Here is a 13384-nt window from a genome sequence, read left to right on the forward strand (position 1 = left end):
CTAACACCGATCTGCCGGATTCAAGACATCAACCAACTGTTTGCCCCAGGTTCCTATGGTCTCCTCCTGGCCGTAGGGCTCGTCTATGATTTTAAGCGTTGGAACGATCAGCCGGCCATAGTGGGCCTCAACGTAGTGGTCCAAATGATCCGCCGCCCGAGCCGTGTAAAAGTATCGGTGGTCCCCGAGTCCGATGCATGCACACGGTTTTCCGGCCAAATCCAGAGTCTGCGCCTTGTCTTGGAGCAGCACCGACATATGCGGATTCAATTGTCCCTCGATGCCCCCTGTATTCCAGGTCGCGGAGGCAAGCAGGAGAACATCAACGCTCAGCAAATCCTGTGGTTGCGCTTTCTCGGCCGTCGTTGCCTCGATCTCCCAACCTAGGACGCTGTTCTTCAAGGAATCGATCAGCGCACCCACCACGTACTCCGTGTGACCGCTGGTGGAGGCAAAGACGATATGAAGGAGTCGACGCTGAGCGAACTGTAGGACCGCTCCCGCGGGATTGGCAATGTTGTTCAAGAGTTACCTCCGCTTTCCAGTGACGGTTCCCGGCCGACTTATCTTGACGCCTCCAGCCGCCGTGGGCGGCCCATCTTTTTCTGCTTCAAAACATCATGGGTCGCGCCGGCGGCACGCTTCTCGGCCTCAGTCAACGGAAAGGTGAGAAGGAAGGAGGATCCTTCGGCGGCGCAAGACGTATGAACGCGGCCCCCCAGACTGCTAGCCAACTCGCTGACGATCGTAAGCCCTCGGCCGCGCCGGATGGGTTCAGGTGCCGACCCATTGTCAGAGACCCCGCACCTTACGACGTCGCCTACAAGCATCAACTTCACTCGCAATTCTGGATGATTAGCTCCGAATTCTACATGTCGTGCCACATTGGTCAGTAGCTCGGATACAATCAGTCCGAGCTTCCAGCAGCGCTCTCCTTCAAGCCTCAGATCATCCGCTGAATACAAGACGCGTATTGCCAGGCAATCCAGTCGGTATTTCGTCATGGCGAAGCAAAGCTGCTGGAGGTAGCTTGCGGCATCGGTGAGGCGCCTTTGATCTGGCATGTGCAGCGCGCGATGAACGTCGGCCCATTGATGTAGGAAGTCCACGACGTCGAACAGCGCGGCCTTGACCGCGGCACTATCGGACTGCACCGCTTTGGCTGAAACTGCGCATATCGCGGACGTTAATTCGTTTTTCACTCTGTGATCCAACTCGCGAAGAAGCAACGATCCGTCGGGATCCGGCAACTGTGCGACGCGCTCGGTCATTTCGTGCTCCAACGAGTTGTTGTCTCTGACCAAAAGCGTTCTCCACGATTTCGTTTGGATCGTAATGCCTTTCCAAACAGCTCTCGCAGCGAATGGTTTCGGACAGCAGCCCTCATAGCTCGGCGCCGCGACGCTCCAACTCGGCCTCAATCGCGTCAAAGACAATCTCGGGATTTCGTCGCCTCTTGATGCTGTAAGGAATAACGGATGTACTTCTGTCGGTCTTGTACGTTGCTGATTTATTTGGATGGTTGATGCTCACTTCCGTGCCCACCTGTCGAAATCCGTCGTCTTTCAAGTTCTGCCGATCGATCGCGCGTCAATCCAAGGGCCATGACGACGCAGCCCGCTTGGGCGGCATAGCATTCGAGCTTGTTTGACCGCCATCAACCCACCCGAACTGGCAACAGTCCCTGCTCGTTACTATTCGGCGGTGTGTAACAGGACCCCTCGCTAAGCGCCTCGGTCGAGTGGTCCTTTCCACGCGGTGCTTGGATTGCAGGGTTGGATGATTGATGGCGACCGGCTGTGTGTCTGGCTTTAGCAAGCCCGTGGCTTCAAGATTCGAATGATCCAGCGAATTGACAGACGGTAGCGGACTCGACGACTGGATCGTGAGAGCGTCCGTGACAACGGGAGGTGTGATGGTCAGCTGACTGGTGTCAAAGATGACCTTCTCCGGCCATTTGTGGGCGGACTTGATCCGGATAACCGCTCTATCGACGGCGACGGACTGATCAGCGAACGCCGCTGGTGGGTTCGGCAGAAACCGGCTGGAGATGAGTAACAAAGCCGCAAGCGTGCTTCCGACGAAGATAAAATAGCGGGCTACGGGCACTCCTTATCGCTCTCGATTAGAACTCTCGATTGTCCTTTGGGAGATACCCGAATCGTCGGACGCATCACTGAGCCTGCGTCTGCTCGATCAGCGAGGGCGCTGCAATGATGGGAACTGGCCTTACTTTGCTCACGAACGCCACGAAGCACAGCACCACGATGGCGAATGTAGCCAGGCTCAATACGCTCCTCATATCGTCTCCTGTGCACTGTCCGTTCGCGCCGATGCAGCCGACTTTACTTTCGTTGACTCGCCGCGTCGCACGACCCTTTTTCTACGACGGTATCGGTACGCGGCTGGGGGAGCCGGTGAGTGCCGTCGGCGCGGAGGGCGAGGCTACTCCGCCGCTATCATGTTCGATTTCAAATCGATGCCCAGCGCCTTCGCGATGCCCGCGCCGTAGGCAGGATCTGCCTTGGCGCAGTTAGCGACATGACGCTCCTGAATCTGCTTGGCAGCGGAGCCGACCTGACGAGCCGTATTGTCGAACAGTATTTGCTGCTGGGCAGGAGTCATCTTGCGAAAAAGGTCGCCTGGCTGCTGGTAGTGATCGTCATCGACACGATGGTCCCAATGTGCTGCGGCGCCTCCGAGTTCCAGCGCCGGCTCGTTCAGCTGCGGCTGGTCAACCCACTCGCCCAGGCTATTGGGGAAGTAGGTAACAGTTCCGCCGAGATTGCCGTCAGTGCGCATGGCGCCGTCGCGATGATAGCTGTGGAACGGGCATTTTGGCGCGTTGACCGGGATGTGATGATGATTGACGCCCAGGCGGTAGCGCTGTGCATCTCCATAGGAGAAGAGCCGCCCCTGCAGCATCTTATCCGGCGAGTAGCTGATGCCCGGCACGATGTTGGCGGGAGAGAACGCTGCCTGTTCGACTTCGGCGAAGACGTTCTCGGGGTTCCGGTTGAGTTCGAAATATCCAACCTCGATCAGCGGAAAGTCGCCCTTTGGCCAGACCTTGGTCAGGTCGAAAGGATTGAATGGGAATGCCTTCGCCTGCGCGTCTGTCATCACCTGGATGAACAGGGTCCAGCGCGGGAAATTGCCGGCCTCGATATTTTCGAACAGATCGCGCTGGTGGCTTTCGCGATCCTTGCCGACGAGGGCTTCGGCTTCCGCATCCGTCAGATTCTGGATGCCCTGCTGGGTACAGAAGTGGAATTTGACCCAGATGCGCTCGTTCGCGACATTGAGGAAGCTGTACGCGTGGCTGCCGAAGCCATGCATGTGACGGAGGCTTCTCGGAATGCCTCGATCGCTCATGACGATTGTGACCTGATGCAGTGCTTCAGGGAGCAGCGTCCAGAAGTCCCAGTTGTTGTCGGCGTTACGCATGCCGGTGCGCGGATCGCGCTTGATGGCGTGATTGAGATCGGGAAAGCGCAGCGGATCGCGGAAGAAAAACACCGGCGTGTTGTTGCCGACGACGTCCCAGTTGCCCTCTTCAGTATAGAATTTCAGGGCAAAGCCGCGGATATCGCGCTCGGCATCAGCGGCGCCACGCTCGCCCGCAACCGTCGAGAAGCGAGCGAACATCGGGGTCTGTTTGCCGATCTCGGAGAACATCCTGGCCTTGGTGTAGCGCGTGATGTCATGCGTGACGGTGAAGGTACCGTGGGCGCCGGAACCCTTGGCGTGCATGCGGCGCTCGGGGATCACTTCGCGGGCGAAATGGGCGAGCTTCTCGATCAGCCAGACATCCTGCAGCAGGGCGGGACCGCGCGGCCCCGCGGTCTGAATGTTGAAATTATCCGTGACTGGGGTGCCGGATGCATGGGCCAACGGCGATCGTTTGGATAGGTCGCTCAAGGGTAGGCTCCGGTGGACAGAGTTGGACGTGCCGAGTGCTCAATGCTTCATCATCTAGAACGAGAGCTGTCGTGTTGAGTTGGAACAGCGTCTCGAAGCCGGCACCCAATATGCCTTCTCGCTACCAGTTGCGATTGAACGCTACTGCGGGATTAGCGCCAATCATGCTCAAAACTGTCAGCTGACGAATTCGGATCTATAGACGCGCGGGGCAACCGCACGATTTTCAGGATAGTTCGCGCAGGCAACAAGCGGGCCACATAAGCTCTCCCCAAGGCAGATCGGTGCGGAGCTCGCGATAGCCGGTTGGGCGCCCGATTCTGCTGACGAGCACCGTAGCGAACGGCATCACGGCTCCCTGATTGTTATGGCTACGACCATGGGGCTGATCCGTAAGCGCCCACTGTTCAAGCGCTTGCGATCGACGCGAACATGAAAACGGCGTGAACGTTCCATGCACCGCAGCGTCGTTCAAGAAGAGCCGTCACACTTCCCATATCCATAGCAGAGACCGAGTCGCCTTCGGATCGAAGGAGTTTCCATGACGACAGTTCTGACCGAATCGCTTCCGCAAGAAGAGCCGCCGGCAACAAAGGCGGTCTTAGATAAGAAACGCGTCCTGATCGTCGGCGGAGGCTTCGCCGGCATCGCGGCTGCACGCGCGCTCAAGCGAGCCAATGTCGAAATAACGCTGATCGATCGGCGCAATCATCATATTTTCCAGCCGCTCCTGTACCAAGTCGCCACCGCTGTCTTGGCGCCATCCGAGATAGCGGCGCCAATCCGGCAGCTCGAGGCGAAACAGAAGAATCTCAGCGTATTGCTGGCCGAGGTTAAGGGCATCAACTCGGGAACGCGGACCGTCGACGTATATTGCCCGGGAATAGGTTCTCTGAAACTCGAGTACGACTTCCTCGTGATCGCCGCCGGAATGCATCCGAGCTATTTTGGTCATGACGAGTTCGCGCGCTTTGCGCCAGGTCTCAAGAGCCTCAACGACGCTGAGACGATCCGGACCAGGATCCTGAGTGCGTTTGAATTGGCGGAATCCACCGATGATGAGAAGGAGCGCGCGCGCCAAATGACCTTCGTGTTGGTGGGTGCCGGCCCAACCGGCGTCGAGCTTGCCGCTTCGATCGCTCAACTGGCCTCGGTGACTCTGCGCAACAACTTCCGCAAGATCGACCCCGCCAAGAGCCGAATTCTGCTACTGGACGGAGGCGCGCGTATTCTTCCGACCTTTTCAGAATCTCTGTCACGAAAGGCAGCAAGGCGACTAAGCAAGCTCGGCGTTGAAGTTTCGACGGGCGTAAAGGTCGAGAAGGTTGACGACCAGGGCGTGATCGCGGCCGGCAACCGCATTCCGAGCGCCACCGTGCTTTGGACGGCAGGCGTCAGCGCCTCGCCTGTCATAAAAATGCTGGGGACGAAAATGGACCGCGCTGGGCGCGCCTTCGTCGGCGCTTTCATGGACATCCCTGAGGCGCCCAATGTCTTTGTCGCGGGAGATGCGGCCACGATGACCCAGGATGGGAACCCCGTCCCCGGAGTGGCGCAGGCAGCCATTCAACAGGGCCGATTTGTCGGGCATGTCATCGCGAACCGTGTCAGAGGGCGCAAGGATGGTCGACCGTTTCGATACCGCAACAAGGGCAATATGGCGGTGGTTGGCAAGAACTTCGCCATCCTCGAGTCCGGCCATTTGCGTAGCAGCGGCTTTCTGACCTGGCTGGTGTGGGCCGCGTTGCACATACTATCCCTGCCGCAACTTCAAAACCGGTTCCGCGTCCAAACGCAATGGCTCTGGTCTTATCTGTCGGGGCAGCGGAGCTCACGGTTGATTTCCGAAGGATCGCGGTCGTCCGCCTCATAGTCGTGGTCAGGCCCGGTGGTCATCACTGCCGGATGCTTTAAGCTGGTTTGGGATAGCCCTGTGCTTCAATATTGAACCACAAGCGTCACCTTACGCCACTTCGGGGGCTTAGCCCTGCCACGGAGAGAACGCTAGGCCCCAGGGTGGTCTTTGGAAAGCTTAACAGCCGTCCCCGGAATTGGAGAGCGGTATCGATACGAAGCGCGTCATACGCCCAAAGAGCGACCGGAGCCAATTGCTGATTTCGGCAGCCTCTTCACCAATTGCGAAAGAGGCCCCCGCCAGCACCGCTACTCGTCGTCAGGGACGGAAATCGCAAAGCCGTTCAGTGTCATTGAAATGAAGCAATAGTGTCCGACAAGGTATACGATCTCGCGGGTTCCCTCCCCACCGAAGACGGCGATGGCGCGTTCCCAGATCGGTGACGCCAGCATGCCGCCGCCCAATAACGCGCTAGCCATGTCGTAGCCAATTGCCTCCTCGCTCGTCAGGTCCGCCGGTCGAAGACCCGCGGCAATGGTTGCGAGGCGCTCGGCACTCATTCCATTCGCCAGAGCGACAGCGCCGTGTGCGTAGATCTCATAGGCCGCGCCGAACCTTGCACCTACCGTAAGGATCACGATCTGCCGAACCATTTCCGGCAAGTGCCGGAATCGCGTCATTCCTTTTGTGGCGCCCCAGAGCGCGTGACCAAGATCGGGATCATGCAGCCATGCGCTCCATGGCCCGAGTATCGCCCCGTCCGGTCGCATGGTCTTGAAGGTGCTGTATTTCGCGGCAATGCCGGCCTTCATATCGTCGTAGAGCAGCTTCTGTTCCGGCGAGAGTTCGGCCGGCGGAATGAACGGCAAACGCATGAGCGTTACTCCTTACAGGATCATACTCACACCCGGCGGCAGGTAGCTCTGCATCCCGACGGGCGTGGACAGGATCATTCTCATCGTGGTGTCCTAGCTTTCCTGCTCAAGGCGAGTTCGAATTCGAGCGACTTCTTAGTTGCGGGCGGCACGAACGTCGGCCGCCGTAACCTTGCCTTGCTTGCCGCCGAAATGCCCTATGACATAATTACTGACGGCAGCGATCTCCGCGTCGGAATAGGCAGCGGCGAACGAAGGCATCAAGTTGTCGCCCCTGTGCGACCCGATCTTGACCCCTTCGAGCACGACGCGGACGAGATTGACGCCCGACGGGTCGTTCACCGCGGGTGAGCCGAGAAATTCTGCGTGTTCCGTCTGTTGACCGGCTCCGTCCCAGCCGTGGCAACTGGCGCAAGCCGACGCGAAAATCTGAAACCCGATACTTTCGTTGCGATCCGGTCCCGGCGACCAGGCCGTGGCACGGTTCAACGTGGCCGGATGATGATCGATCCGGACCGCGAGCTCCGATGGTTGTGCCGGAATGGATCTCAGATATCGGGTCAGCGCTGCGATGTCTTCGGAGGAGAGATGACGAAGACTGAGATCGATTGCCTCTCCCATCCCACCTCCGGCGCTGCCGCGCGCGGGCGCGTGCCCGGAGGATAGATACTGCGCTATGTCGGCGTCGGACCAAGCACCTATGCCGCTCTCACGGTCAGACGTGATGTTGTAGGCCTTCCATCCGTCAACGACCGCCCCGGCGTACTTCCTGCCTCTCTTTGTCGCGAACATCAGATTGCGGGGTGTATGGCATTCGCCGCAATGCGCGAGCGCTTCGGCAAGGTACGCTCCACGATTCCACGGCGCGTCGTGAGCCGTGGACGGCTCCCATGGCCTGGTCGGCACAAACAGGAGCTTCCAGGCTCTCAGCGAGTACCGCTGGTTGAATGGGAAAACGAGTGTGTTGTCGGTGTTCCGCAGTGACACTGGTCGCACAGTTGAAAGGTAGGCACGGATGGCAAGGACGTCGTCGGTCGAAAGAAGGGCATAGGCTGTGTACGGAAAGGCAGGATAGAGATCCTCTCCGTTCTTCCCGATTCCCCTGTGCACGGCTCTTACGAATTCCGCATCGCTCCATCTGCCAATCCCTGTTTCCCCGTCCGGCGTGATATTGCTCGAGTAGATCGTTCCAAACGGAAGCCTGAAGGCGCGACCACCGGCAAACGGCTGCCCTCCCGGAGCGGTGTGGCAGGCGACGCAATCGGCCGCTTTGGTCAGATACTCGCCTTTTGCAACGAGTGCGTATCCAGTTGGTTGCGCCTGCGTAGCTTGGACCGCTTCGATCGAGGCGGGCCAAAAGAAAAAGCATGCGGCCACGATCGCGATGACGACACCGAGAGCGCATACAGCGACAAGGATGCGCTTCATGCGTTCTCCCGTTTGGAAAGCAGGCTTCGGTCGATCGGCAGGCGGCGGATGCGGACCCCGGTTGCTGCGAAGATTGCATTCCCGAGTGCTGGGGCCGCAGACACCGTTCCTACCTCGCCGAGGCCACCGGGACTCTCGTTACTTTCCAGGAGGTGGACCTCGATCGGCGGCGTCTCGTTGATGCGAAGTTGTCGGTAATCGTTGAAGTTGCCCTGTTCGACCCGTCCTTCGTCGAAGGTAATGCCGTTGAACAGGGCGGCCGACAGTCCGAACAGGACACCGCCTTCGATCTGCGCACGGATCGTATCGGGATTGATCTGGATGCCACAGTCGACGGCGGCCACGATCTTATTCAGCGAAATCTCGCCTGAGATAGCCACCGCGACTTCGATGACCAGAGCGGCGTAGCTTCCGAAGTTCTGATGCAGCGACACCCCGCGCCCGGACCTTGGCTCCAACGACTTATGCCAGCCGGCGGCGTCGGCAACCTTGTCCAGCACGGCCATTGCGCGCGGATTGGCATCGAGCAACGCCCGCCTGTAGGCGATCGGATCCTGTCCTGCGGTATGCGCCAACTCGTCCAGGAAGCTCTCGACCACGAAGACGTTGTGCGTAGGGCCGACGCCGCGCCACCAGTTCAGCTTGACTGGCGGATCGTGCCTGACCCAGTCGACCCTGATGGCTGGGAACGCATAGGGGCTGTCCCAAGCGCCATCGACGGCATCCTTGTCGAGCTTTCCTTCCGGCCAGCCGTCTTCAGCGAAATAACGCCTGACCGTTCCCGATATGGTGCGATGGGTCCAGACCAGGGGCCGGCCTTGCTCGTCCAGACCAGCTGCTATCCTGTCGAGATAACAGGGGCGGAAGCGATCGTGCCGGATATCCTGCTCGCGCGTCCAGATGATCTTCAGGGGATAGGGGACCTGCTTGGCAAAATGAACGGCCTGCTCGATCGTATCAGCCTGGAGTCTGCGCCCGAATCCACCTCCGATGAGATGATTGTGCAAGGCCACCTTGTCGACCGGAAGTCCCGTGATCCTGGCCGCATGCTTCTGGGCTACCACGGGCGTCTGAGTGCCGACCCAGATATCGCAACCATTGGGACGGACATGAACGGTCGTATTGATCGGCTCCATTGTCGCGTGAGCCAGAAACGGAAGTTCGTATTCGGCGGTCACCCGCTTCGTCGCATTCTTGAAGCTAGTCTCGACGTCACCGCGTTCGAGAGCCTTGATCGGCGTCCCCTCGTCGGCCGCTTTGACGGCTTCGGCGCGGATCGATGCGGTGGTCAGTTTCGTGTTCGGTCCCAGCTCCCAATCGATATCCAGTGCCTCAACGCCGGCGCGAGCGACCCAATAGTGTTCGCCGACCACTGCGACCGCGTCGTCGATGCGCAAGACGTCGATGACGCCCGGGATCTTTCGCGCACGGTTGTCATCGACCGATTTCAGCCTGCCTCCGTCCACGGGGCTGATCGCCACGGCCGCGGTCTTCATTCCATCGACCATCACATCGATCCCGTAGACCGCGCTCCCGTTCACCTTGGCCGACGTATCGATCCGACGTTGGGATTTGCCGATGATCCTAAACTCTTCGCGCGACTTCAGCTTCGGATCTTCGGGCATCGGCAGGGTCGCGGCCGATTCAGCGACCTCTTCATATTTTAGGACGCGGCCCGTCGATGAATGCAGGATCGTGCCATCCTTCGTGGAGCATTCGTTCCGATGCACTCCCCAAGCCTGCGCCGCCGCGGCAACGAGCATGGATCGCGCGGCCGCCCCCGCCTGCCGAAGAGGGGTCCAGAACCCGCGGATCGAGGTGGACCCACCCGTCATCTGAGCCTTGAAGAGAGGCTGCGCGTAAAGCGATCCGTCGGGAGGAGCGGCAAACGCCACGATCTGGTCGAGGCGGACGTCGAGTTCCTCGGCCAGCAAAGCCGCTTCCGCGGTGTAGATACCCTGACCCATCTCGACACTCGGCATCACCAGCGATATGCCTCCCTCCGGCGAGATGCGAACGAAACCGCCGATCGCGCTCGGACTTGTCACTTCGGACGTTGCGGCTCTTGCCCGGGCGCTAGAGGCGAAGGCGACCATGAGGCCGCCTACGATCAACTGGCGACGGGAAATCGACAGGTGCCCGGTCATTTGCGGGAGGCCGACTTGATCGCGGCGCGTATGCGCGCGTAGGTCGCGCAACGACAGATATTTCCGGCCATCGCCGCATCGATCTCAGCATCGTCGGGAGCGGGATTGCGCTCGATGAGAGCCGCCGCGGCCATGATCTGGCCCGACTGGCAGTAGCCGCATTGGACGACCTCGAGTTCGAGCCATGCCTGTTGAATCCTGCGCCCGCTGTCCTTTTGCCCGATGGCCTCGATTGTCGTCACCTCGCGCGGGCCGACGTTCGCGGCCGGCAACATGCAGGATCGAACGGGCCGGCCGTCCACATGCACGGTACAAGCGCCGCATTGCGCGATTCCGCATCCGAATTTTGTCCCCTTGAGGTTCAGGAGATCGCGCAGAACCCAGAGTAATGGCATGTCATCGGGAGCCTGCACGGAATAGTCGCGCCCGTTGATGTTGAGCGATATCATTTGTCCTCTCAGTCGATGCGGACGGAGCATTGTCCAGTGGGGAAGACCTTTTCTTGTCTGAGTTCAACACGCATTGGATGTTCTTGCTGTATCCGCGCTGCGGTTCGACCGGCCCATCCGTCGAGAAAGTCGAGAAGCAGCCTGTTGACGGCTTCCGGTTGCTCCTCCTGCGGAAGATGGCCGCAGCGTTCGATCGGAGCTACCGAGAGGTTTTCTGCCATCTCGCTCCAGACCGCCTTCATGTCGAATAGGCGGCCGACGGCACCGAAATCCGCGCCCCAAAGCGAAAGCACGGGGCACCCGATCTTCCGCTCGGCATCCTCGAGGTCCTGCGCGACGTCTTCTGCACTGGCACGATAGTCGGACATCGCGCCCCGTACGGCGCCGGGGGCGCTGTAGGCTTTCACATAGGTCTCGAACGCTTCGCCGGAGATCGTCATCGGATCGTGGCACCAGTCGGAAAAGAAGTGACGAAGCCAGATGTCCTCGCGTCCAGCGATCAACGCCTCCGGCAGATCAAGAATCTGGTGGAACGTGAAGAACCAGTATTCGCGGGCGACCTTCGCGTTCATTTCGCGCGCGACGATGCGGGTCGGAACATTGTCCATGACGACCAGGCGATCGACAACATCCGGGTGGTCCTTGGCAAGGCGAGTCGCGACCCGCGCGCCGCGATCGTGCCCAACCAGTGCGACACGCCCAACGCCGAGCGTCTTCAAGAGCTCGACGATGTCGTTGGCCATTGTCCTCTGGTCGTAGCCTCTCGACGGCTTGTCGGTCTCGCCGTATCCACGCAGGTCCGGAACGATCACGCGATAGCGTGTGGCAAGCGCCGGAATCTGGAAACGCCAGCCGAAGCTGGTCTCCGGAAAGCCATGTAAGAGGACCACAGGCGGGCCGGACCCCGCCTCCAGGTAGAATTGGCGGATGCCGTTTGCATGGCACGTGGCTCGACGGATGGCGATCATCGATCTCGTTCCTCCGGGGGCGCTAGGTTTTCGGATTGCCATCGTACTACGCTTGATTTGCGGGGGTTGGATGATCGATCAGACGGGCTCGGCTACCAGGGCGGGTGCGCGCGTGCACATAATTGAGAACAACCGCGCGAACGCCGATCAGTGCGTGTGTGATCAACGCAAGAACGACGAGGATTACGACCAAGGCTAGTACAGGCAACGAAAGCCAGTCGGATGCAGCTTTTCGGTCTGACGTCGCGAGCGACAGGACCGATGCGGCGAAATACAGGCTCAGCGGGATGACCGCGATCGCCGTCAAGCGCTGCAATCCCCATTCGCGCAACCCATCGCGCGCACTGCCGAACTGGCGGACACGGCGGGACACCACCTCGTCGCGCAATTCCGTCTTATCCGATCGAGAGGTGGCCTTTGTCATCGAGGTCTCCTAGACCAAAGAACCAGGTAATGGCTGCCGGGGCGGCTCCCTCGCCGCCCCCGACAGTGTCGTCACGCTAGGCCGCGTGTCCCTTTGCTTTCGGAATGGCACCGCTCGCATGGAAACCGTCGATTTCGGCCACGCTGAATCCGAGCTGCCGGAGAACTTCCTCGTTGTGTTCTCCAATCTTTGGGGCGCGCTTCGCGGGCACCTTGGCGACGCCATGCACCTGAAGCGGGCTGCTGATAGTGGAGGTCAGCTTGCCGCCGGCGCCATTGAGCGGAACGATGATGTCGTTCGCCTGGAGCTGGGGATCATTGATCACCTCTTGCGGTCCTCGCACGGCTCCGAACGTCACATGGGCACCATTGAACACCTCGTACCAATGGGCCATCGGCTCGGCCCTGAAGATCTCGTCGAGGATCGCGGTGAGCTGCGGCATATTCGCCATCAGCTTCGCCGGATCGGAGAAACGGGGATCAGTCAAAAGGTCCGGACGGCCGATGGCCTTGGCGACGGCTGCCAGCTTGTCGGGCGTGATGAGGAGAACGAACCAGGTGTCATCCTTGGCGCGCCAGACGTTCATCGCCGCATTCGCAGGGTTCTTGCGATCGTGAAGCCCGAAGAATTTCGCACCGCACAGCGCTGCCTGGATCGAGACACTGGCGGACCACACGCCTTCGGCAAGCAGCGAGGTCGTGACGCGCGCACCTTCCCCCGTGCGCTCGCGACGATACAAGGCCGTGACGATTGCCGAATAGAGCCCTACGGCGGTGGCATTGTCACCACTGCCGGCCACCGGCCAGGTCGGCGGCGCTCCGGCATCGCGCGTCATCGACAGCAACCCACTGCGGGCCCAGTACGACGTGATGTCGAAGCCGGGGAGATCCGCATCCGGTCCCTTGTCGCCGAAGCCCGTGACGTCGGCGTAGATCAGGCGCGGGTTCCACCCCACCACATCTTCATATTCGAGTTTCAATTTCTTGCGCGCCGGGTGCGGTGTATTGACGATGAGAACGTCGGCCCATTTGACGAGCTTTTCGAGAACCTGATGGGCGCTCGGCGACTTTAGATCAAGCGCCATACCCCGCTTGTTGCGATTGGCGAGGTGCCAGGGGTAGGCATCCTCGGCGACTGGCTGCGGTGGCAGGTGGTTCGCGATTCGCCACAGGTCGCCGTGCGGTGGCTCCACCTTGATGACGTCAGCGCCGAAATCCGACAGGATAACCGCGGCGCTCGGGCCTGCGATAAAGCTCGCCAGATCCACCACTTTCAGTCCAGAGAAAATATTGTCGCTTGTCATAGTCGTCCTTTCTA

At 60.0% G+C, this 13384-nt stretch carries 12 protein-coding genes; 1 reads left to right on the forward strand and 11 read right to left on the reverse strand.

The genetic code is table 11. The features are described from left to right. The 4 genes from UP06_RS27785 to UP06_RS27795 form a co-directional block, all read right to left on the reverse strand. Complete coding sequence (locus UP06_RS27785) at window positions 1-525, reverse strand: flavodoxin domain-containing protein (protein WP_045006846.1); 525 nt, start codon at window positions 523-525, stop codon at window positions 1-3. 38 nt (window positions 526-563) lie between these two features. Continuing rightward, window positions 564-1271: an ATP-binding protein gene (locus UP06_RS27790; RefSeq protein WP_156163264.1), complete on the reverse strand. Its 708-nt coding sequence runs from the start codon at window positions 1269-1271 to the stop codon at window positions 564-566. Between the two features lie 902 nt (window positions 1272-2173). After that, complete coding sequence (locus UP06_RS42460) at window positions 2174-2302, reverse strand: hypothetical protein (protein ID WP_283806043.1); 129 nt, start codon at window positions 2300-2302, stop codon at window positions 2174-2176. A 143-nt stretch (window positions 2303-2445) separates the two neighbouring features. Further along, on the reverse strand, window positions 2446-3921 hold the full coding sequence (locus tag UP06_RS27795) for a catalase (protein ID WP_045006847.1): 1476 nt from the start codon (window positions 3919-3921) through the stop codon (window positions 2446-2448). Window positions 3922-4462: 541 nt separating this feature from the next. Between UP06_RS27795 and UP06_RS27800 the strand changes: the two genes are divergently transcribed. Next, the gene (locus tag UP06_RS27800; protein ID WP_045006848.1) at window positions 4463-5794 is read left to right on the forward strand and encodes an NAD(P)/FAD-dependent oxidoreductase; all 1332 of its coding nucleotides are present in this window, start codon (window positions 4463-4465) and stop codon (window positions 5792-5794) included. Between the two features lie 290 nt (window positions 5795-6084). On the opposite strand, the gene UP06_RS27805 is transcribed toward UP06_RS27800, so the two are convergent. From UP06_RS27805 to UP06_RS27830, 7 genes are all read right to left on the reverse strand, one after another. After that, window positions 6085-6651, reverse strand: a complete 567-nt coding sequence (locus tag UP06_RS27805) for a carboxymuconolactone decarboxylase family protein (protein WP_045006849.1) — start codon at window positions 6649-6651, stop codon at window positions 6085-6087. Window positions 6652-6786: 135 nt separating this feature from the next. After that, a complete protein-coding gene (locus tag UP06_RS27810; protein ID WP_045006850.1) occupies window positions 6787-8079 on the reverse strand; it encodes a c-type cytochrome in 1293 nt (430 codons plus the stop codon). Then, window positions 8076-10226, reverse strand: coding sequence for a xanthine dehydrogenase family protein molybdopterin-binding subunit (locus UP06_RS27815; RefSeq protein ID WP_045006851.1), 2151 nt, complete (start codon window positions 10224-10226; stop codon window positions 8076-8078). Before UP06_RS27815 ends, UP06_RS27810 begins: the two co-directional genes overlap by 4 nt. Then, entirely contained in the window at window positions 10223-10675 is a 453-nt protein-coding gene (locus tag UP06_RS27820) for a (2Fe-2S)-binding protein (RefSeq protein ID WP_045006852.1), read from the reverse strand. The genes UP06_RS27815 and UP06_RS27820 overlap by 4 nt, the downstream gene beginning before the upstream one ends. 8 nt (window positions 10676-10683) lie before the next feature. After that, window positions 10684-11643: an alpha/beta fold hydrolase gene (locus tag UP06_RS27825; RefSeq protein WP_245305557.1), complete on the reverse strand. Its 960-nt coding sequence runs from the start codon at window positions 11641-11643 to the stop codon at window positions 10684-10686. Window positions 11644-11689: 46 nt separating this feature from the next. Beyond that, window positions 11690-12067 (reverse strand): succinate dehydrogenase, hydrophobic membrane anchor protein, encoded by a 378-nt coding sequence (gene sdhD / locus UP06_RS40235; protein ID WP_082081634.1) that lies wholly within the window; start codon window positions 12065-12067, stop codon window positions 11690-11692. 76 nt (window positions 12068-12143) lie between these two features. After that, window positions 12144-13370 (reverse strand): CaiB/BaiF CoA transferase family protein, encoded by a 1227-nt coding sequence (locus UP06_RS27830; RefSeq protein WP_045006853.1) that lies wholly within the window; start codon window positions 13368-13370, stop codon window positions 12144-12146. Between the last annotated feature and the right edge of the window lie 14 nt (window positions 13371-13384).

Source organism: Bradyrhizobium sp. LTSP857, from assembly GCF_000938285.1.
Classification (GTDB): Bacteria; Pseudomonadota; Alphaproteobacteria; order Rhizobiales; family Xanthobacteraceae; genus Bradyrhizobium.

What these genes read in the sequence shown, in the direction of transcription:
- UP06_RS27790 (WP_156163264.1), bottom strand. Translation starts at nt 1,271, where the DNA reads ATGACCGAGCGCGTCGCACAGTTGCCGGATCCCGACGGATCGTTGCTT.
- UP06_RS42460 (WP_283806043.1), bottom strand. Translation starts at nt 2,302, where the DNA reads ATGAGGAGCGTATTGAGCCTGGCTACATTCGCCATCGTGGTGCTGTGC.
- UP06_RS27800 (WP_045006848.1), top strand. Translation starts at nt 4,463, where the DNA reads ATGACGACAGTTCTGACCGAATCGCTTCCGCAAGAAGAGCCGCCGGCA.
- UP06_RS27805 (WP_045006849.1), bottom strand. Translation starts at nt 6,651, where the DNA reads ATGCGTTTGCCGTTCATTCCGCCGGCCGAACTCTCGCCGGAACAGAAG.
- UP06_RS27810 (WP_045006850.1), bottom strand. Translation starts at nt 8,079, where the DNA reads ATGAAGCGCATCCTTGTCGCTGTATGCGCTCTCGGTGTCGTCATCGCG.
- UP06_RS27815 (WP_045006851.1), bottom strand. Translation starts at nt 10,226, where the DNA reads ATGACCGGGCACCTGTCGATTTCCCGTCGCCAGTTGATCGTAGGCGGC.
- UP06_RS27820 (WP_045006852.1), bottom strand. Translation starts at nt 10,675, where the DNA reads ATGATATCGCTCAACATCAACGGGCGCGACTATTCCGTGCAGGCTCCC.
- UP06_RS27825 (WP_245305557.1), bottom strand. Translation starts at nt 11,643, where the DNA reads ATGATCGCCATCCGTCGAGCCACGTGCCATGCAAACGGCATCCGCCAA.
- sdhD (WP_082081634.1), bottom strand. Translation starts at nt 12,067, where the DNA reads ATGACAAAGGCCACCTCTCGATCGGATAAGACGGAATTGCGCGACGAG.
- UP06_RS27830 (WP_045006853.1), bottom strand. Translation starts at nt 13,370, where the DNA reads ATGACAAGCGACAATATTTTCTCTGGACTGAAAGTGGTGGATCTGGCG.